The following is a 17,618-nucleotide window of genomic DNA, read 5'->3' on the forward strand; positions in this document are numbered from 1 at the left end:
CTGTCGCGCCTCGGCGAGCTTTTCGGAGGCCATGTTGGTCAGCGAGATCGATTCCATTAGCCCGATAGTAGAAGTATCCCGGCTGCGGTCAATGCCGCCACTTTGACTGCCTCGAGGCCGATGTAGATGTAGTGGCCGCGCGATCGTGGGGCCCCTTCTTCCGAGAGGCCGGCGAGCACTTGGTCGGAACGACGATTCAGCCGGGGCCGCACCGCGCCGATCTGCAGGGCCAACGCGGCGAACACGATCACCAATGCCACCGCTAGGCCGGTTGAGGGCGGCCTGGCAATTGTGGCCACCAACACCACGATGGCCAGTACCACCTCGACGGTGTTGAGCGCGCGAAAGACCAGACGCCCGATGCCGAGGCCGATCTGCAGTGTGACGTTGGGGGCGCGGAACTTCAGCGGTGCTTCCAGAAACGAGATGGCCAGCACCATGCCCAACCAGACGAAGACAACCACGACTGCTATGGCGTGGGCGAGCCTCACGTCGTGGTGATCTGGCGGGTGAGGTGCACCAGACACAGATCGGGCTCGACGAAGGGCTCCAGCCGATCGGCGGTGACCGGTGCGTCCCAGGTTTCCAGCGCTCCCTGCATGAGCCCCAAGTGGATCGGACAAATAACGGCCCTCTGGGTCTCCGCCAGTTCCAGAAACACGCAGTTCCGCAATCCCAGCCGGTCGTCTCCGCGATGCTCGGGTGCAAAGCCGAGCTGGTCGAGTACATCCACCAGGTGCTCGATCGATTCATCCGCGTCGGGGGCCCCGGCCGTCGTCGGCGGCGGTAGCTTCAGCTGCGTACCACCGTCACGACCGGCAGCCAGCGCCCTGGCAGGGGCTTCCTGATCGTGCGCCAATTCCAGGGCAAGCATCTCGGCCAGCAACTGATAGTGCCGGGGGCCGGCGGGATCCATCCGTCGAGTCGCACGGAACATCAGCGCCGGCCGGCCCGGCCCTGTGCGGTCCGACTCGACCTGTTCCACCCGGCCGGCGCCGACCAGAGTCTCCAGATGGAAGCGAACGGTGTTGGGGTGCACGTCCAGGATTTCGGCGATCGCGGCGATACTCATCGGAGTATCGGCGTCCCGCAAAACTCTCAGTACGTAGCTGCGGCGATCCGGGGATTGCTTTGTTGATTTAGCGACGGCGCTCATTATCCCGACCATTCCGCTGCCGGCAGGTACGCCGATCAGCTTGGATACGCGATAAAGCCCAGTAGCTTTATACAAAGCGGATTGTAGCAATGCACCGAAGTTTCGCCAGTATTACGGCGAATCTTTTTGTGACTCTATTTCTTCGAAGACGCTTTGCGCGATGCGAAAGGCGGCATTGGCGTCCGGCACACCACAGTAAACCGCGGTCTGCAGCAGGACCTCCTTGATTTCGTCTCGCGACAGCCCGTTGCGCAGCGCGGCTCGGATATGCAGCGCAAGCTCCTCGTCACGGCCACGAGCGATCAGCGCCGTGAGCGTGATCATCGAACGACTCCGCCGGTCCAGCCCGGGACGCGTCCAGATTGTGCCCCAGGCGAATTCGGTGACCAGCTTCTGAAAGTCCCGGTTGAAGTCGGTGATCCGCTCAGCTGCCTGCTCGACGTAGCTGTCTGAAAGCACTTCGCGGCGTACGGCCATCCCCCGGTCATAGGCGTCGCTCATCTTGATTGCCTGCCTCTCCTCAGCTTCGCCAACACATCGGCGATTCGGTCGGGCTGCTCGGCCGGCGCAAGATGGGCGGCGTGTGCCACCTCGACGAATCGTCCGCGGGTCACGTTGCTGGCAATGTATCGCAGCGAATCAGGCGGCGTGGCAGTGTCATTGGCGCCCGCGACAGCGACGATCGGCGTGTCGATTTCGCCGAGGCGATGGCGGGCGTCGAAATCGGCGAGCGCCTCACAGGTGCGTGCATAGCCGTCGTCGTCGGCCCGGCGCAGGGTGTCCAGCAGCGCCCGGGCCGACGCGGGATCGCGCTCGAAGAATCCGGGGGCAAACCACCGGCGAATGGACAGCGCAACGACTTCGCCAGTTCCGGCACTGCGGACGACTTGCGCGCGGGATTGCCAATCGTCGGGGTCGCCGATTCGTGCCGCCGTGCAGATGAGCGCGGCAGACACGATCCGCTCCGGATGCCCGAGCAGCAGTTGCAGACCGACCGCGCCGGCGACCGAGACACCCGCGTAGGTGAACGGCCGTCGGCCGATCTTGCCTTCCACGACTTTGATGACACTGGCGGTGAGGTCTTCGATGGTGAAGGCGTCGCTCGGCCGTGGGCTGGCGCCGTGGCCGGGAAGGTCCCAGCCGATGACGTGATAGACGTCTGCAAGTCGTCGTGCCACGCCAGACCACAAGGCTGTGACCGAGGTACCCAGCGACGGGCCGACTACCAGCGGTGGCAGGTCCGGTGACCCCCCGAGATGGGAACCGCGGATGCGCGGGGCGGTCACGGACGTTCCTTGACTATCCGCTTGGCACGATCCAGGCTCTCGTCGATCAGAGCGTCGTTCGCACCGACATAGTCGCCGGCCGGCGCTTTCCCGACCAGCGCAGCGATGATGCGTTGCTCGCCGAGTACATCGACACTGTCGAGGTTACTGGCCATCCGCGCCGGATCGACCTCCAGACCGGCGAGCAGGTCGCTGCACTGGGATCCGGCGACAACGGCTCGCCGGGCGAGCATACGTAGCGTCTCCCATTCGGCATGCCATGCGCCATCGGGACGTTCGTCGTTGGCCAGTGCGGCAGCGGTATGCAACGTCGCGCCCAGCGACGGCGCAGAAATCGCCGCGCGGCGAATCAGGATGGACAACACCGGGTTCCGCTTCTGCGGCATGCTCGATGATCCACCGCGGCCGCCGGATGCGGGTTCGCTCAGTTCCGCGATCTCCGGCCGGACCAGTGTCACAACGTCTGATGCGATGCGGCCCCAGGCATCGGTGCATCCGAGCAATGCGTCGCCGATCGTGGTGACCGGTGCGCGGGCGGTGTGCCACGGCAGCCTGGCAACCAAACCCAAAGTCGCTGCGGTGTTTTGCACCAGTTCCACCGATGTTGCACTGGGATTTGGTTGACCGGCAAGCGCCGCCAACTCCGTTGCGGCGGCCAGTGTGCCGCCCGCGCCGCCGATCTGGACCGACAAGGTCAGCGCGCTGAGTTGTTGATATGCGTCGACGACGCCGTTGCACCACGATGCCGCCTTGGCTCCGAATGTTGTGGGCACCGCATGCTGGGTCAGAGTCCGAGCCACCATCGGGGTTTCGCGGTGGGTCGCCGCAAGTCCGGATAGGGATGAAATCTGTTCGGCGAGTTGTGACTTCAACTCTTCGACGACGGCACGAGTGGCCAGCATCAACCCGGTGTCGATCACATCCTGGCTGGTAAGGCCGCGGTGAATCCACCGACTGACCTCCGCACTGGCCCGGTCACGAAGCAGTGTCACCAACCCGATCACGGGGTTGCCGCCATCCTCCGATCCGGCCGCGATCAACTCGCGGTCGCCGGCGCTTACCAGCCCGGTTAGGTCAGCGCCGCTGCAAAGATCCGGCGCCAGCCCCGCGGCGACAAGCGCATCCAGCCAGGCCGATTCCACCGCGAGCATCGACGCCAGCACCGCCGTGTCGGACATCAACTCCCCGGCGCGCTCATCCCCCGGCCACAGCAGGTTGGTCATCTAAGAATCACCGCGATAGGCCAGAAACACTGTCTCACTGCGGCCCTGAAGGTGAATATCGAAGCGGTATCCGCCCTTTTCGGCTGCGCAGATCAGGGTTTGTCGCCGGTCCGCATCCAGGGCACTCAATAGCCGATCAGCATCCAGGTCGGCATCCGGCAGGTAGGCGCGGGTGAACACTCGGTTCAACAGTCCGCGCGCAAAGACGGCGATCGCGAAGAACGCCGCCTCTCCGACCGGCGCACCGGGCGCCAACGTCGTAAAGCTGTAGTGGCCCGCGGCATCGGTTGCGCATCGGCCCCAGCCGGTAAACGACTGGCCGCCGCGTCGCAGCGAGCCCTCCTGTCGGACGATGCGGCCGTCGGCTCCGCGCTGCCACAACTCGATCAGCGCGTCGGGCACGGCATCACCAGCGCCGTCGTAAACCGTCCCGTGTAGCCGGATGGCACCGGGTTGCGCATCGCCGACAAGCTGGTTGTCGCCAGCGTACGGCAACGCACAATAAAAGAATGGACCGACGGTTTGCCCTGGGGTGCAAGCTAATTCAGCCATGGTCACCGTTTGGCTCCGTCCACGTTCGCTGCATGCCTGCGACGACGATGTCCCACCGGTAGCCGGTCGCATACTCGGGCTCAGTCAGATCATGGTCATAAACGGCGACCAGTCCTTGGCGGGCAACGGGATCCACAACGGACTGGTAGATGGGGTCCAAGCCAAACAATGGATCGCCGGGAAAATACATCTGGGTGACGAGCCGCTGGGTGAAAGCAGTCCCGAATACCGAGAAGTGGATGTGCGCTGGCCGCCAAGCATTTTGGTGATTGCGCCACGGGTAGGGTCCGGGCTTGATGGTAAGGAAACGGTACGTTCCGTCCGGCCCGGTCAGGCAACGGCCCACGCCGACGAAGTTGGGATCAATCGGCGCCGGATGCTGGTCGAGTTGATGGTTGTACCGCCCGGCAGCATTGGCTTGCCAGATCTCGACGAGTTGGCCCGCCACCGGCTTGCTCGTCGCGTCGAGCAGCCGCCCGGTCACGATGATGCGCTCCCCGATGGGCTCCCCGCGGTGGCCGGCGGTGAGGTCGGCGTCGAGGGGATCGACATCCCCGCGCCCGAAGCACGGCGCCCAGCACTCCACCTCGTCCGGGTCGACGCGGACGAACGGAGACCGCGGATGGCGCAGCCTGCTGATGCGATACGGCGGGTAGTCCAGCAGCGGCTGCGGCTCATCGTTGCCCTGGTAGGCCGCGGCGATGCGGGCGATTTCCGCACTGATCTCGCGTTGCGACTCAGTGCGGGCCGGCCCTGCTGCAGCCTTCATCAAAGCAGACGCTAACGCGAGAATCGGCTACCCTCAACCACTTCGCGGGATTTCGATTGGGTATCCACAATACTGTGGCGCCATGCCGCCTGACTACATCTATGACCAGGGGTTCTCGCAGGAGCCGGCGCGCCTCGTCGGCATCGAGAGCCTCTGGGATCGGGGAAGCCCCCCAACGGCTGCTCGACGCCCTGGGCATCGGCGCGGGCTGGCGGCGCCTTCGGGCTACAAAGCCCGCAGCATCGACTTTCTGCCCTTGACCCGTAGCTTGTGAACAGTCGACTCACGCAGCTGCGCGATGCGGGAAGCCATTTTGTCGCCCAGCTCGACGAGTTCCGAATCGGTAATTTTCACCGACGGCGGCACTGGAATCATGTCGCGCTCCTCCTCGTCGGCGTGCGCCTCCAAGACAGTTGCGAAGGAATGCCATTCGTCGTCGTAGGTCGGTGCCGCCGGCGAAGTACGCAGCAGCACCGAAAGCTGATCGATGACTTGGCGGTGCTCGGCGTGCGCGACGGCAATCAACTCGCTCGCCGCCGCCAGAGCCGGATAGTAGATGTCGTCCTCAATGCGGAAATGGATGTCGAGTTCAACGAGCAGATCGTCGAGATGCGCCTGGCGTTCGGGGGCCACCGCAGGTGTGTCCGAGATTTTCTTAACCAGTCCCTTGAGCACCTTGTGGTGGTCCTGCAGAACGGTGTAGGCGTTCACTTAGCGACTCCTTTTCCTGCCGGAAGCGAATGCTGGCCGTCACCACGCAATTCGATCATCCCGTCGTTGATCCGCGTTTGATAGCGCGGCAACGGCGCCGCTGACGGGCCGCGCACTACCGCTCCTGAGCAGACGTCGAATCGCGACCCATGCCAGGGGCACACCAGCCGGCCACGATCCACCCAGCCGTCACTCATCGGGGCAGCCAGGTGTGGGCAGAACTCGCCGAACGCCGCGACCTCTCCGTTGTTGCCGGTTCGGCACAGCACCAACCCCACCCCGTCGACCTCGACGCGCTGCGGCTTGCCGTTCTTCAGCGACTCCACCGGCAGCACTGGCGTCCAGTCCGCCGCGCGCAGCCGCTCACCGGATTGGTCAATGCCGATACCGGAGGCGAACACCAAGGCACCGCCCATGTAACTCGCGCTGACGGTGATGCCGTAACCGAGCGCGGTGGTGACGATCCCCCGAGCGTGCCGGCCGCGGCGGCGATCCAGCCACGACATGATGTAGAAGCCGGTCGCCAAGCCGTTCAGCGCGCCGTGCACCAACCCGATGCGGCGGTCTTCCTCGTGGGTGTGTTGCCAATCCGCGACGCCGGTGACTGCCGAACCCAAGTTCGCCAAGATCCCGAGTCCCAGCGCGCGGGTAGCGAACCGCGACGCATCGGCGAGTTCCTGCTTCGGTCGGCGAGGCAGCAGGCTAAGCGCATCCAACCCGACGGTGGTTCCGATCGCCCCGCTGGTCAGCGAGGCCAGCGGTGGGTGCACCGGGTGGCCGAGCCACACCCCGTTGAGGGCATTGGCGGTGCGATCCCGGCTGTTGCCCAGCGCGTTGAAGGCGATGGCGACCAGGTGCTCGAGCCGGTAGCTGGGCCGATCCAGCCACTCCTGACTGCCGATGACCGACAGCAGCCGTTCCATCCGCCTGTGTAAACGGCCTTGCGGAGGCGCCTCAACCACTGCATCAAGTCCTTTCTCAGCTGCCGACCTCTTAACGACCGTACCGGCATGCCCCAATGTTCTGGTGTCTCAAACACCATTGGCAGTGAATTCACAGGAACCATCTCTGCCCCGAAACGTGTTGGTGCACTGCGATTTTCATCACAGCGAATCGCTACGTCGACAACCGCCGTAATCCCTCATGGTGTTGACCACGTCGCTGGCCTGCGGCATTCTCTATATAGCAGAGCTACCCTCTGTAATACAGATAACCGCTGGGCGAGCTTGGAGGTCGTCATGACCGATCACCGCAGTGCGCTCGACCACGTGCGGCGCGGGATGATCCCGGCACACATCTACAACGACAAAGAGCTCTTCGAGCTGGAAAAAGAGCGGCTATTCAGCCGGGCGTGGCTGTTCGTCGCACACGAATCCGAGATCCCCCAAGACGGCGACTACGTGGTGCGCCGCGTGCTCGACGACTCCTTCATCATCACCCGCGACGGAAATGGACTTATACGAGCTTTGTTTAATATGTGCCTACACCGCGGCATGCAGGTTTGCCGCGCAGAGATGGGCAACGCCTCCAACTTCCGGTGTCCCTACCACGGCTGGACCTACCGCAACGACGGTCGGCTCACCGGTCTGCCATTTCACCGCGAGGCTTACGGCGGCGACGACGGGTTCCCAAAGACTAGCCAAACCCTGCTTCCCGCACCGAATCTCGCGAACTACAACGGCTTGCTCTTCATCAACATGGATCCATGCGCACAACCGCTGGAGGACTTCCTCGGCGACTTCCGGTTCTATCTCGACTTTTACACCAAACAAAGCCGCGGCGGACTCGAGGTCCGCGGCCCCCAGCGCTGGCGAATCAAGGCCAACTGGAAGATCGGCGCCGAGAACTTCGCCGGCGACATGTACCACACCCCGCAAACCCATGCGTCGATCGTCGAGATCGGGCTTTTCCGCGAACCGAAGGCGCAGAAGCGCAAGGATGGGGCCACCTACTGGGCGCAGTGTGGCGGTGGAACCACCTACAAGCTTCCGCCGGGCAACTTCGAACAACGCATGCGCTACGTCGGCTACCCCGAGGAGATGATCGAGCGGATCAAACACGTCTGGACGCCGGAGCAACAGCAACTGGTAGGCGAGGATGGGTTCATGATCTCGGCGGCGTCGTGTTTTCCGAATCTCAGTTTCGTGCACAACTGGCCCAAGGTGGTCGACAGCCCGGACGACCAGAATGTCTTGCCGTTCATTTCGATCCGGCTGTGGCAGCCGATCAGCGAGAACGAAACCGAGGTGTGCTCGTGGTTCGCAGTGGACTCCGCGGCGCCACCGGAGTACAAAAAGAACTCCTACAAGGCGTATCTGATGTGCTTTGGATCGACGGGCATGTTCGAACAGGACGATGTGGAGAACTGGGTGTCGTTGACCAACACCGCGGGCGGCTCGATGGCGCGACGGCTGCTGCTGAATAGCCGCATGGGTTTGCTTTCCGACGACCGCCCGGTCGTCGACCCGCTGCCTCCCGGATCGTTTCACGGGCCAGGGCATGCCCAGGTCGGCTACAACGAAAACAATCAGCGCGCGTTACTGCGGTTGTGGGCCGACCATTTGGAGATGCCGCCGGTGTCCACCGCCGTCACCCCGCTCGGGACGGCGGCGACGATATGACAACCACCGAGCTGGCAACGGGAAAGCCGCTGCCGTTCAACGACACTCGACACCTGCAGGCACATCAGTTCTTGGTCGACGAAGCCTACCTGCTCGACGCGCAGCAGTACGAGGCCTGGTTGGACACCCTGACCGACGACATCCGTTACCTGATGCCGGTGCGGGTCACCACGGCGTTGGGCGCCGGGTTCGACACCTCGCCGGGGATGGCACACTTCGACGAGGACAAGTACTCGCTGAGCCGGCGGGTTGCCCGGTTCGCCACCGAGCATGCCTGGACCGAGGATCCGCCTTCGCGGATGCGCCACTACATCACCAACGTGCGCACGTTCGGCTGCGAGGATGACGCACACCTCGTCGTCGAATCGGCGGAACTGCTGTTCCGCAGCCGTGGCGACGTCAACGAAGCCGCCCTGGTGTCCTGCGGTCGCCACGACGTGTTGCGGCGGTGCGATGATCAGCTCAAACTCGCACGCCGCACCATCCTCGTCGATGAGGCAGTGTTGAGGATGCAGAACCTGGCGGTGTTTTTATGAACGATGGCCTGACGGAGTTGCTCAGCGGCGCGGTGGGCGAACCGCTCACGGTGGCAAACGAATTCACCGAGGTCGTGGTGCATCGCGTCGATACCCGAAACGGGTCGCGGCTGCTGGTCTGCGCGCCCAAATCCGGTCGCTGGGTCAGCCTGGACGCGTTGGAGGTCGAGGCGCTGACACGACAGAACGCCCGCACGCTGGCCGCGATGGTCGGTAACGCCAACCCGCTGCTGCCCGACCCATCTGATCAGGGCGGCGGGCCGTGAGCAAGTGGTTGGACGGCAAGCGCGCGCTTGTCGTCGGGGGCGGCTCGGGTATCGGCAGGGCGGTCGTTGACACCTTCCGTGATGAAGGCGCGAAAGTTGCTGTGCTCGAGCTGGATTCAGACAAGTGCGACAAGCTGCGCCACGAGCATAAGAAGGTGCCGGTAATCGAGGGCGATGCGACCACCCAAGCAGCCAACGATCTGGCCGTCGCCACCGCCGTGGACGCCTTCGACGGCCTCGACACGCTGGTGAACTGTGTCGGAATCTTCGACTTCTACAAGAGCATCGGCGACATCGACGCCGACGACCTTCCTTCCGCGTTCGACGAGATGTTTCGGACCAACGTGCTCAGCCATCTGGTGTCGGTCAAAGCGGCCGTTCCGGCGCTGCAATCCGAGACCGGATCCTCGATCGTGCTGGCTGAGTCCGCATCGTCGTTTTACCCCGGACGTGGCGGGGTGCTTTATGTGTCGTCGAAGTTCGCAGTTCGCGGCCTGGTCAGCACGCTGGCCCACGAGCTGGCGCCGCAGATCCGGGTCAACGGTGTGGCGCCGGGGGGCACGCTGAACACCGATCTGCGCGGTTTGAGCGCGCTGGCACAGCACAGCGACCGCCTCGATGACACTCCCAACCGCGCCCGCGATCTGGAGGCGCGAACGCCGCTGAACGTCGCACTGACCGCCGAGGATCACGCCTGGAGTTTCGTGTTCTTGGCCTCCGACCGCTCGCGCGGCATCACCGGCGAAAGCATCCATCCCGACGGCGGATTCGGGCTCGGAGCGCAATCGTGACGCTCGAGCAGGAACGCGCATTGGTCGCACAAGCCTGCCGGGTCGCCGCGGCGCGCGGACTGGCCGACGGCATCCTGGGCCATCTGAGCCTGCGGGTGGACGACGAGCGGCTGCTCATCCGATGCCGGAGCGACACCGACACCGGGGTGGCGTTCACTCGGCCCAGCGATATCCGGCTCATCGAATTCGACGGCAGCGCAGGCGCTCCCGGAGAATTGGACGGGTTTCGGGTTCCCAACGAACTTCCGATCCACATCGTAACGATGTTGGCCGACCCGCAGCATCGGGCGGTGGCGCATTTGCATCCGCCCGCCGTCGTCGCCGCCGATCTCGCCGGCATCACGATCCGCCCGATCTACGGCGCCTACGACATTCCCGGGGCGTGGCTCGCGCGCGGCGGCGTCCCGGTTTATGAACGTGCCGTGCTGATCCGAAACACCCCGCTGGGCAAGGAAATGGTGGCCGCAATGGGCAGCGCACCGGTGGTGATCTGCCGTGGCCACGGCATCACCAGCGCAGCCGGCACCGTTGCGCAGGCCGTGTTGCAAGCGATCAGCCTCGATGCGCTGGCCCGAATGTCACTGCAGATTCGCGCGGCCGGCGGCACGCTGCGCGATATCGACGACGCGGATTGGCCGGAACTCCCGGATCTAGGCGCCGGTTTCACCACCGACGCGGCGTGGCGCAGTGAAGTCGCGCGATTTGATCAGCCAAGCTGATCGCCAATCTCCTTGGCGGCCTCGGTAAGTGCGGCCGCAACCGCGGCGTACTGCGATCGGCTGAGCCGGTGTTGTGGGGCCGCGGCGTTGAGCGCCAACCGCAGCCCCGGCGCCTGCGTCGGGATCGGCACCGCCACCGACGCGACACCTTCCTCACTCTCCTCGCGGTTAACCGCGTAGCCCTGTTCACGTATCCGGGACAGCTCGGCTTCCAATTTGGTGCGGCTGCCGATCGACCGGTCGGTGATGGTCTCCAAGTTCTCGTCGGGCAGCAACTGATGCAATTCCGCTTGCGGTAATTGGGCCAGCATGGCCTTGCCCGTCGACGTGCAATGCGCCGGCATCGTGCGGCCCAGCCGGGACGCCACCCGCACCGCGGTGGGGCCCTCCACCGCGGCGACGAAACGGACCGCGGCGCCGTCGAGCATCCCGACATGCACGGTCTCGCGCAGGCGTTCGCTCAACTCCCGCATGATCGGCGTGACGGTTCCAGCGATATCGATGCGACCGAAGATCGCAAACGCCACACCCGTCAACGCCGGGCCCGGCCGATACGCCTTGGACGCCGCGTCCTGGCGGACGAAACCCCGGTAAGCCAGCATCGCCAGTAGCCGGTGCGCGGTCGACGACGCCACACCCAGATACCGGGTGGCCTCGCTCAACCGGATCTCCGGCTGCTCCCCCAACAACAGCAGCAGCTTCAACGCCTTATCGACCGACTCGATCGGGTACTGCGGCGCAACTGAATCGGTGGCCGACGCGGCGGCGGCCCGCTGCGCCTTTTTCTGCATGACAGAAAACTTACCTGCGATACGGTACCGGCAGGAGGTCTACCAACTGATGATCCGGCAGCGCACCCGCCGGGCGGCGGCGCTGCTCGGCATCGCAGTGATACTGGCCGCCTGCACCAACTCAGTGACCGGAGCGCCGGTCGCCGCGGGCGGCCATCCGCCGCCACCGTCCGCTTCGGCGACAAAGCCCGCCCGCCCGCGGGTCTCGGCGCGAGATCTGTTGTTGCGCGGCGGTGAGCAGACGCCGCTCGGTCCGGCGACGCCGGCCGAAGTTGGCGACACATTTTTCACCACTGTGCGTCCGCCGGAGTGTGCGGCGGCGGTGTTGTTCAAGGGCTCTCCGCTGTTGCCGCCCGGACCATCGGACCACGCCGAGTCGGCCTACACATTCGGCACCTCGGCGATCTACGCCGAGTCGGCCGACGTGTACGACAAGGACCTGAATTCTCACGACGTGGTGTGGAATGGCTTTGCGGCAGTCAGCAAATGCACCGCCGACGCGGTTGGTGTCGCGTCCGCGGGCGAGTCGGGCGCCCTGCAACTCCGCGAGTTCTCCGTCCCGGCGGACGGCGTGCTCGCCTGGATCATGACCGGCCAACGAGAAACCTGCGACTACGGGCTGATCGTGATCCCGGACGCGGCTATGGTGCTGGTGGCGTGCGACACCGAAGGCCGAGTCAACATGATGGAGTGGGCGCCGAAGCGGCGCGAGCAAATCATGTCCCGCACCGCCTGACGTCGGTTACCGCAGCACCCTGCGGACCGGTGGGGCATCCTTTACCCATGGATGTGGATGCCCTGTTGCAGTCGATCCCCCCGCTCACCGTGTACGCGGTGGTCGGCCTAGTGGTCGGGATCGAGAGCCTGGGCATCCCGTTGCCGGGTGAGATCGTTCTCGTCAGCGCCGCCCTGTTGTCGTCGCGGCATGAGCTGGCGGTCAACCCGGTCGGCGTCGGTACTGCCGCGGTGCTCGGTGCGGTGATCGGCGACTCGACCGGCTATGCGATCGGCCGCCGGCTCGGCCTGCCGCTGTTCGACCGATTAGGCCGGCGCTTCCCCAACCACTTCGGCCCCGGACATGTGAGGTTTGCCGAGCAGCTGTTTGACCGCTGGGGGGCACGGGCGGTGTTCTTAGGCCGCTTCATCGCGTTGCTGCGGATCCTCGCCGGGCCCCTGGCCGGAGCGCTGAAGATGCGCTACGCAAGGTTTTTGGTCGCCAACGTTTCGGGCGCAATTTGTTGGGCGGGCGGCACCACCGCGTTGGTCTACTACACGGGCTTGGCCGCCGAACGATGGCTCACCCGCTTCTCCTGGATCGCGTTGGTGGTGGCTGTCGTGTGCGGGGTGGTCGCCGCAGTCGTGCTGCGCGACCGCGCATCCCGAGCGATCGCCGAACTCGGGGCGGAGCACTCTAGCGAATCAGGCCGACCGAGCGCCTGAATATCGTCGTTATTCCCACGCTTGTTGGCGTCACCGGAGCACGTCTTGGCGATATTCCTGCCCGATATTCGATGGCAGTCAAATGGGGTGCGGAAATCTTCGCATCGGCGTTTTTGCCAGTTTGCTCTAGTCCGGCGCGGGCACACCGGCCACCCGGTGCGTGATCGTCGTCGGGCAGTCACCGCCACACCGCAGGTGCCGCTGGAATATACTGATATAAACCAATTTTCGCGCCAGCAACACCTGGTCGCATTGCCGATGAGGCGGTGCCGACGACGCCCGGGCGAGTCGCGCACGCGACATGCCCAAAATTCGCTGTGCGGTCCGCGCACCGGGCGCGGCCCGGACAGCCCTCACCGTATTCTTAGGCACCGTTCGATGGACAAACCTAGCCAGATTCTGTTATAAATTCGATATCTGCTGAATACGACGTCGGTCTTCAGGTGTGTAGGGCAGGCATCCATATCGCGGCGCAATGCGTCTGCCGATCAGGAGTTCACCATGAGCACTTTTGCTATTGCCGACCCATCTTTCAATCACCTGATGTTGAGTAGCCGTCTCGTCTCAGAACTGGCGCAGGCCAGGAGCACGCTACGGATGACCACCGAGCGCATCGGCCTGGCCGTGATCGTCAGCGCCGGGGGCGAACTCGACGCCTCCAACGAGGGCGCCTGGCGCCAACTGCTCAGCGAGGCGGCCGCTGCAGCCGGCCCACCGGGACCACTGGTGGTGGACACCAGCGGCCTGGACTTCATGGGCTGCTGCGCCTACGCCGCGCTCGCCGAGGAGGCCGAGCACTGCCGCCAGAATGGCGTCCACTTGCGACTCGTAAGTAACCAGCCGGTCGTCTCCCGGATGGTCGCCGCGTGCGGCCTCGGCGAGCTGCTGCCGGTTGATGAGAGCATCGACGCTGCACTGTCGGTGTTCGACCCGACCGACTGGTAAGCCTGCGACCACGCTTCGCTTACATACGTTCGGGCAGAACCGTTTCCCGGCCCCGGCCAGTTGAATTAGTGCGCCGGGCCGTGGCTTGCGGCAGCGACCCACTCTTTCTCGGAAAACCTCGACGGCCGAACCGAATTCGATATCTGTCGGTTTACATCACCCCTTCTTGGTAGGGTCAACGAACACTGGCAGCGCAGCCCGAGGGAGAGGCCGCCTGATGCTTCGTCTGCACCGAACCTTCGGTGTCGCCCTGGTAGGCGCCAGCCTCATCGCGATCCCACCGGTCATCCCGCCGTCACCCGAAGTGCAGATGCGCGCGGTACGGCTCACCAGCGGTGACACCGGGGACTCCCCGCTTGGGGATGGCACGGCGTTCATCCTGGGCGGTAGTGGCCTCGAGACGCCGGGGCAGACCTACGCGGATGTTATCGACGCGGAGTACCTGGCGCCGCGCGGCTTTACCGGCACAACGCAGGTCTTGACCACGCCCGAGGCGCTGTACCCATTCCTCGGTCCCTTTACCGAGACGTTCGACAAGTCCGAGGCCCAGGGACAACAGATCCTGGACGCGGCGATCCTCAACCAGATCGCCGGAGGACATGTCGACGCCGCGAACCCTGTGGTGGTCTCCGGCTGGTCGCAGAGCGCGGTGATCTCATCGCTATTGCAGCCGGAGCTCGCGAGCCAAGGTGTGCCCAGTGATGACGTCCATTTCGTGCTGATGGGTGACGAAAGCGCGCCCAACGGAGGCATGTTGGAACGCTTCGACCTGCCGGCCGGCACGCAGCCGACCATCCCCAGCCTGGGCCTGACGTTCAGCGGTGCAGAAGCGTCCAACCTTTACCCGACCGACGTTTACACGCACGAATACGATGGTTTCGCCGACTTCCCGCAGTACCCGATCAACCCGCTGTCCGATCTCAACGCCCTGCTGGGCATCGCTTTCGAGCACGTCACCTATCCGGGCCTCACGGCCGAGCAGGTCGCAGACGCTATCCAACTACCGACGTCATCGGCGGACCTTTTGACCAACTACTACGAGATTCCGGTCACCACTCTGCCGCTACTCGATCCATTGCAACTGATCCCCTTCATCGGCAACCCGCTGGCCGATCTACTGAACCCGGACTTGTCGGTGCTGGTGAACCTGGGCTACGGCAACGTCGCCGACAACTACCTGGGTGGCTGGAGTCAGGGCGATGCTGACGTACCCACCACGTTGGGTTTCCTGCCGGATTCCAGTGTCCTCGAGCAGGTTCCGCAAGCTTTAGCCAACGGACTGCAGCAAGGGATCACCGATGCCCTCAAGGATCTCACCGATCCGAACAACTACGTGTACTCGTTGCCAGCCTGGGCCGACCAACTCGGCACGACACTGGAAGATATCCTTCCGGGCACCCAATTGTCGGTTCTCTCGATCGTCCCCACGACCTTCCAGGATCTTTTCGATACTTTCCCCCCGCACACAGGCTTCCCGCCTTTCGACGTAGCCGAGGCGTTGCTGATCACCCTTCCCCAACTCGACTACAACGTCTTCACCACCGAACTGGCGGCTAATAACCCCATTGACGCTATCGGTATCCCGATCGCCGCCGACCTGGGGATATTGCCTCTCGCGCTATTAGGAGCAGCGCTCTGACACAGTGCGCCTGAGTGGGCCTATCGGTTGCCGGCCGCCAGACCGCCACGCGCACTGCGCAAGTCGTCAACCAACGACTTATATGCCTGCTCGCGGTCAGTCCGATCACGTAGCACGGCTGACGGATGCAAGGTGGCCGTCAGCCGCGGCTCGGGGTCCAGTTGCACGTGCGCCTCTGAGGGCAGCTGCAAGAGCTCACCGCGATGAGCAGATACTCGAAAAGCGCTGCCCAGCAACGACTGAGCGGCGGTAGCGCCAAGCAGGACGATCACCTGCGGCTCCAGAGTCTCGATCTCGGCGATCAGCCATGGCCGGCAAGCGACGACCTCGGTTCGGTTCGGCTTCTGGTGTATCCGGCGTTTGCCGCCCTTGCGGGTGAACTTGAAATGCTTGACGGCGTTGGTCTGATACGTAAGTTCCGGATCGATGCCCGCGTCGTCGAGCGCACGCGCGAGCAGCCGCCCCGCCGGGCCGACGAATGGCAGCCCCTCGACGTCCTCACGGTCGCCGGGCTGCTCACCGACCAGCATGATCGGCGCGTCGGGGTGACCGTGTCCGAAAACGGTCTGCGAGGCGTTCTCGTACAACGCACACCCGCGACAGCAACTCGCCGCGGCGGCCAGCGAATCCAGTGCGAGGTCTTCGGGCAGGAACTGTTCTGCTCCGGGTGCCTTGGTCGGGCTCATCGCTGTGCGCCTGGCTCAGGTCAGCCTTTACCCATGATGGTGTCGCGCGCCCGGTCCATCATCGCCGCGAACGGTCCGGCGCGCAGGTTGGCGATCTGCGATTCCACTCCCGCGTGCGGCCTGGTGGGCGCGATTGCTTCGGCAAGCTTGGCGGCACGGCCCATGTGCTCGAGTTCGTCGCTGCCCAATTCCTGCTCGAGCTTGCCGAATTCCTGCTTCTCTTCCTGCTCGGCGTGCTCAACGACCGCATCGCGAAGCTTGGTCAGCGTGTCGGTGAACGAATTGTCGTCGACGTCGAGCTTCTCCAGCTCGGACAGCACCGTCTTGGCTTCGTGCTCCTCTTCTAACCGCGCATGGATTATCTTGTCCCCGTTAGGAATCTTTCGCTGCGCCCGCGGGTGAACGATCTCCTCTTCGGCGGTTTCGTGCACGGCGAGCAACCGGCGCAGCGCGACGAAGGCCTGCTCCCGATCCTTGCCGGAAGCGGCCAGCGTTTCGGCAAACAACGACTTGATCTGCTCGTGCTGGCCGACGAGAAACTGAATGACATCGGTGGGTGTCTTCACCACAGCATTAGCCATGGTTTCCTCCCGAAATTCTTGGGTTTCGGCGCGCTGGGCTGTTGTGCGCGCCGAGTCTCGGCTACCCGACGCTCGGGTTCACCAAACAGTGGCCGCCGACCTAGTTCACTGAGGCAGGCCGAAGAGCTGAACCACACCGTGATCGCGGCCGGCCGTGTAGCCACCGTCGACGGCGATGGCCTGACCGCTGATGAAGGACGCGTCGGGCGATACCAAGAAGGCCGCTGTGGCGGCGATCTCTTCCGGCAGGCCCATCCGCTGCAGCGCGTGCTCCTCGGTGATCGAGGCCTTCGGGCCCTCCATTCCGGGCAAGCCGAAAACGTTGCCGGTCATGGGTGTTTCGATGAAGCCGGGGCAAATGGCGTTTGCCCGGATACCGCTCGGGCCGTAATCGAGCGCGATGTTCTTGGTGAGCAGCACGACGCCGCCCTTGGAGGCGTTGTAGGCGCTGCCGCCCGCGGTGCCTTCCAGACCCTCGATACTTGCCAGCGTCACGATCGAGCCTCGCTCCCCGTCCACCCGCGGCTGCTCGATCATTCTGCCCAGAGCCGCCTTGGCCACCAGGAACGTCCCGGTGAGGTTGATCGTGATCACCCGTTCCCATTCGGCGCGGTCCAGCAGATGGACCGGGCCGCCGCCGGCAACGCCCGCGGCATGCACGACACCGTCGAGGCGGTCGGGCACGGCGGCCAGCACAGCCGCGATCGCGGCTTCGTCGGTCACGTCGGCGGCGACAAACCGGAAGTTAGGGCCACTGGACTCTAGGTCGGGTGGCGGCGCCACGTCGGCGCCGACGACGGTGCCGCCTTCGGCCAGCAGGCGCTCGGCAGTGGCCAGCCCGATACCCGAGGCCGCACCTGTTATGACGAACGTGCGGGAACGGGCGCGATCAGCGCTCACCATGAC

The 17,618-nt window shown here is 64.5% G+C and carries 22 protein-coding genes; 9 read left to right on the forward strand and 13 right to left on the reverse strand.

Going from position 1 to position 17,618, the window contains the following annotated elements; translation table 11 throughout:
- Nucleotides 1–56: 56 nt before the first annotated feature.
- From WBF82_RS01100 to WBF82_RS01140, 9 genes are all read right to left on the reverse strand, one after another.
- Entirely contained in the window at nt 57–491 is a 435-nt protein-coding gene (locus WBF82_RS01100) for a hypothetical protein (RefSeq protein ID WP_424381264.1), read from the reverse strand.
- Nucleotides 488–1,156, reverse strand: a complete 669-nt coding sequence (locus WBF82_RS01105; RefSeq protein WP_424381265.1) for a helix-turn-helix transcriptional regulator — start codon at nt 1,154–1,156, stop codon at nt 488–490. The genes WBF82_RS01100 and WBF82_RS01105 overlap by 4 nt, the downstream gene beginning before the upstream one ends.
- Before the next feature lie 111 nt (nt 1,157–1,267).
- Nucleotides 1,268–1,657, reverse strand: coding sequence for a 4-carboxymuconolactone decarboxylase (pcaC, locus tag WBF82_RS01110; RefSeq protein ID WP_424381266.1), 390 nt, complete (start codon nt 1,655–1,657; stop codon nt 1,268–1,270).
- Nucleotides 1,654–2,442, reverse strand: a complete 789-nt coding sequence (locus tag WBF82_RS01115) for an alpha/beta fold hydrolase (RefSeq protein WP_424381267.1) — start codon at nt 2,440–2,442, stop codon at nt 1,654–1,656. Before WBF82_RS01115 ends, pcaC begins: the two co-directional genes overlap by 4 nt.
- The gene (locus WBF82_RS01120; RefSeq protein WP_424381268.1) at nt 2,439–3,665 is read right to left on the reverse strand and encodes a lyase family protein; all 1,227 of its coding nucleotides are present in this window, start codon (nt 3,663–3,665) and stop codon (nt 2,439–2,441) included. Before WBF82_RS01120 ends, WBF82_RS01115 begins: the two co-directional genes overlap by 4 nt.
- The gene (gene pcaG / locus WBF82_RS01125) at nt 3,666–4,217 is read right to left on the reverse strand and encodes a protocatechuate 3,4-dioxygenase subunit alpha (protein WP_424381269.1); all 552 of its coding nucleotides are present in this window, start codon (nt 4,215–4,217) and stop codon (nt 3,666–3,668) included.
- Nucleotides 4,210–4,986: a protocatechuate 3,4-dioxygenase subunit beta gene (gene pcaH / locus WBF82_RS01130; RefSeq protein ID WP_424381270.1), complete on the reverse strand. Its 777-nt coding sequence runs from the start codon at nt 4,984–4,986 to the stop codon at nt 4,210–4,212. Before pcaH ends, pcaG begins: the two co-directional genes overlap by 8 nt.
- Nucleotides 4,987–5,211: 225 nt before the next feature.
- Entirely contained in the window at nt 5,212–5,697 is a 486-nt protein-coding gene (locus WBF82_RS01135) for a hemerythrin domain-containing protein (RefSeq protein WP_424381271.1), read from the reverse strand.
- Nucleotides 5,694–6,659, reverse strand: a complete 966-nt coding sequence (locus WBF82_RS01140; RefSeq protein WP_424381272.1) for a Rieske 2Fe-2S domain-containing protein — start codon at nt 6,657–6,659, stop codon at nt 5,694–5,696. Before WBF82_RS01140 ends, WBF82_RS01135 begins: the two co-directional genes overlap by 4 nt.
- A 276-nt stretch (nt 6,660–6,935) precedes the next feature.
- Here WBF82_RS01140 and WBF82_RS01145 point away from each other — a divergent pair, with 276 nt between their 5' ends.
- From WBF82_RS01145 to WBF82_RS01165, 5 genes are read left to right on the forward strand one after another with little or no spacing between them, the layout of a single operon-like run.
- Nucleotides 6,936–8,318, forward strand: a complete 1,383-nt coding sequence (locus WBF82_RS01145) for an aromatic ring-hydroxylating dioxygenase subunit alpha (RefSeq protein WP_424381273.1) — start codon at nt 6,936–6,938, stop codon at nt 8,316–8,318.
- Nucleotides 8,315–8,854: a 3-phenylpropionate/cinnamic acid dioxygenase subunit beta gene (locus WBF82_RS01150; protein ID WP_424381274.1), complete on the forward strand. Its 540-nt coding sequence runs from the start codon at nt 8,315–8,317 to the stop codon at nt 8,852–8,854. Before WBF82_RS01145 ends, WBF82_RS01150 begins: the two co-directional genes overlap by 4 nt.
- The gene (locus WBF82_RS01155) at nt 8,851–9,120 is read left to right on the forward strand and encodes a dihydrodiol dehydrogenase (protein WP_424381275.1); all 270 of its coding nucleotides are present in this window, start codon (nt 8,851–8,853) and stop codon (nt 9,118–9,120) included. Before WBF82_RS01150 ends, WBF82_RS01155 begins: the two co-directional genes overlap by 4 nt.
- Entirely contained in the window at nt 9,117–9,911 is a 795-nt protein-coding gene (gene hcaB / locus WBF82_RS01160; RefSeq protein ID WP_424381276.1) for a 3-(cis-5,6-dihydroxycyclohexa-1,3-dien-1-yl)propanoate dehydrogenase, read from the forward strand. Before WBF82_RS01155 ends, hcaB begins: the two co-directional genes overlap by 4 nt.
- Entirely contained in the window at nt 9,908–10,630 is a 723-nt protein-coding gene (locus WBF82_RS01165; RefSeq protein ID WP_424381277.1) for a class II aldolase/adducin family protein, read from the forward strand. The genes hcaB and WBF82_RS01165 overlap by 4 nt, the downstream gene beginning before the upstream one ends.
- On the opposite strand, the gene WBF82_RS01170 is transcribed toward WBF82_RS01165, so the two are convergent.
- A complete protein-coding gene (locus WBF82_RS01170) occupies nt 10,618–11,421 on the reverse strand; it encodes an IclR family transcriptional regulator (RefSeq protein ID WP_424381278.1) in 804 nt (267 codons plus the stop codon). The genes WBF82_RS01165 and WBF82_RS01170 overlap by 13 nt on opposite strands.
- Nucleotides 11,422–11,470: 49 nt before the next feature.
- Here WBF82_RS01170 and WBF82_RS01175 point away from each other — a divergent pair, with 49 nt between their 5' ends.
- From WBF82_RS01175 to WBF82_RS01190, 4 genes are all read left to right on the forward strand, one after another.
- Complete coding sequence (locus WBF82_RS01175; RefSeq protein ID WP_424381284.1) at nt 11,471–12,157, forward strand: hypothetical protein; 687 nt, start codon at nt 11,471–11,473, stop codon at nt 12,155–12,157.
- Nucleotides 12,158–12,204: 47 nt separating this feature from the next.
- A complete protein-coding gene (locus WBF82_RS01180) occupies nt 12,205–12,861 on the forward strand; it encodes a DedA family protein (protein ID WP_424381279.1) in 657 nt (218 codons plus the stop codon).
- Between the two features lie 501 nt (nt 12,862–13,362).
- Entirely contained in the window at nt 13,363–13,806 is a 444-nt protein-coding gene (locus tag WBF82_RS01185; protein WP_424381280.1) for an anti-sigma factor antagonist, read from the forward strand.
- Nucleotides 13,807–14,023: 217 nt separating this feature from the next.
- Nucleotides 14,024–15,445, forward strand: a complete 1,422-nt coding sequence (locus WBF82_RS01190) for a PE-PPE domain-containing protein (protein ID WP_424381281.1) — start codon at nt 14,024–14,026, stop codon at nt 15,443–15,445.
- A gap of 20 nt (nt 15,446–15,465) precedes the next feature.
- Here the strand turns inward: WBF82_RS01190 and WBF82_RS01195 are convergent, their stop codons facing one another.
- The 3 genes from WBF82_RS01195 to WBF82_RS01205 form a co-directional block, all read right to left on the reverse strand.
- On the reverse strand, nt 15,466–16,131 hold the full coding sequence (locus WBF82_RS01195; protein ID WP_424381282.1) for a UdgX family uracil-DNA binding protein: 666 nt from the start codon (nt 16,129–16,131) through the stop codon (nt 15,466–15,468).
- Between the two features lie 20 nt (nt 16,132–16,151).
- A complete protein-coding gene (locus WBF82_RS01200; protein ID WP_424381283.1) occupies nt 16,152–16,712 on the reverse strand; it encodes a hemerythrin domain-containing protein in 561 nt (186 codons plus the stop codon).
- A gap of 105 nt (nt 16,713–16,817) precedes the next feature.
- Complete coding sequence (locus WBF82_RS01205; protein WP_424381285.1) at nt 16,818–17,615, reverse strand: SDR family NAD(P)-dependent oxidoreductase; 798 nt, start codon at nt 17,613–17,615, stop codon at nt 16,818–16,820.
- Nucleotides 17,616–17,618: the final 3 nt, after the last annotated feature.

The organism is Mycobacterium sp. (assembly GCF_049673265.1).
Classification (GTDB): Bacteria; Actinomycetota; Actinomycetes; order Mycobacteriales; family Mycobacteriaceae; genus Mycobacterium.

Coding starts and splice junctions, on each gene's coding strand:
- WBF82_RS01185 (WP_424381280.1), top strand. CDS start 13,363: ATGAGCACTTTTGCTATTGCCGACCCATCTTTCAATCACCTGATGTTG.
- pcaG (WP_424381269.1), bottom strand. CDS start 4,217: ATGGCTGAATTAGCTTGCACCCCAGGGCAAACCGTCGGTCCATTCTTT.
- pcaH (WP_424381270.1), bottom strand. CDS start 4,986: ATGAAGGCTGCAGCAGGGCCGGCCCGCACTGAGTCGCAACGCGAGATC.
- WBF82_RS01190 (WP_424381281.1), top strand. CDS start 14,024: ATGCTTCGTCTGCACCGAACCTTCGGTGTCGCCCTGGTAGGCGCCAGC.
- WBF82_RS01150 (WP_424381274.1), top strand. CDS start 8,315: ATGACAACCACCGAGCTGGCAACGGGAAAGCCGCTGCCGTTCAACGAC.
- pcaC (WP_424381266.1), bottom strand. CDS start 1,657: ATGAGCGACGCCTATGACCGGGGGATGGCCGTACGCCGCGAAGTGCTT.
- WBF82_RS01180 (WP_424381279.1), top strand. CDS start 12,205: ATGGATGTGGATGCCCTGTTGCAGTCGATCCCCCCGCTCACCGTGTAC.
- WBF82_RS01120 (WP_424381268.1), bottom strand. CDS start 3,665: ATGACCAACCTGCTGTGGCCGGGGGATGAGCGCGCCGGGGAGTTGATG.
- WBF82_RS01170 (WP_424381278.1), bottom strand. CDS start 11,421: ATGCAGAAAAAGGCGCAGCGGGCCGCCGCCGCGTCGGCCACCGATTCA.
- WBF82_RS01105 (WP_424381265.1), bottom strand. CDS start 1,156: ATGAGCGCCGTCGCTAAATCAACAAAGCAATCCCCGGATCGCCGCAGC.
- WBF82_RS01175 (WP_424381284.1), top strand. CDS start 11,471: ATGATCCGGCAGCGCACCCGCCGGGCGGCGGCGCTGCTCGGCATCGCA.
- WBF82_RS01195 (WP_424381282.1), bottom strand. CDS start 16,131: ATGAGCCCGACCAAGGCACCCGGAGCAGAACAGTTCCTGCCCGAAGAC.
- WBF82_RS01200 (WP_424381283.1), bottom strand. CDS start 16,712: ATGGCTAATGCTGTGGTGAAGACACCCACCGATGTCATTCAGTTTCTC.
- WBF82_RS01205 (WP_424381285.1), bottom strand. CDS start 17,615: ATGGTGAGCGCTGATCGCGCCCGTTCCCGCACGTTCGTCATAACAGGT.
- WBF82_RS01155 (WP_424381275.1), top strand. CDS start 8,851: ATGAACGATGGCCTGACGGAGTTGCTCAGCGGCGCGGTGGGCGAACCG.
- WBF82_RS01145 (WP_424381273.1), top strand. CDS start 6,936: ATGACCGATCACCGCAGTGCGCTCGACCACGTGCGGCGCGGGATGATC.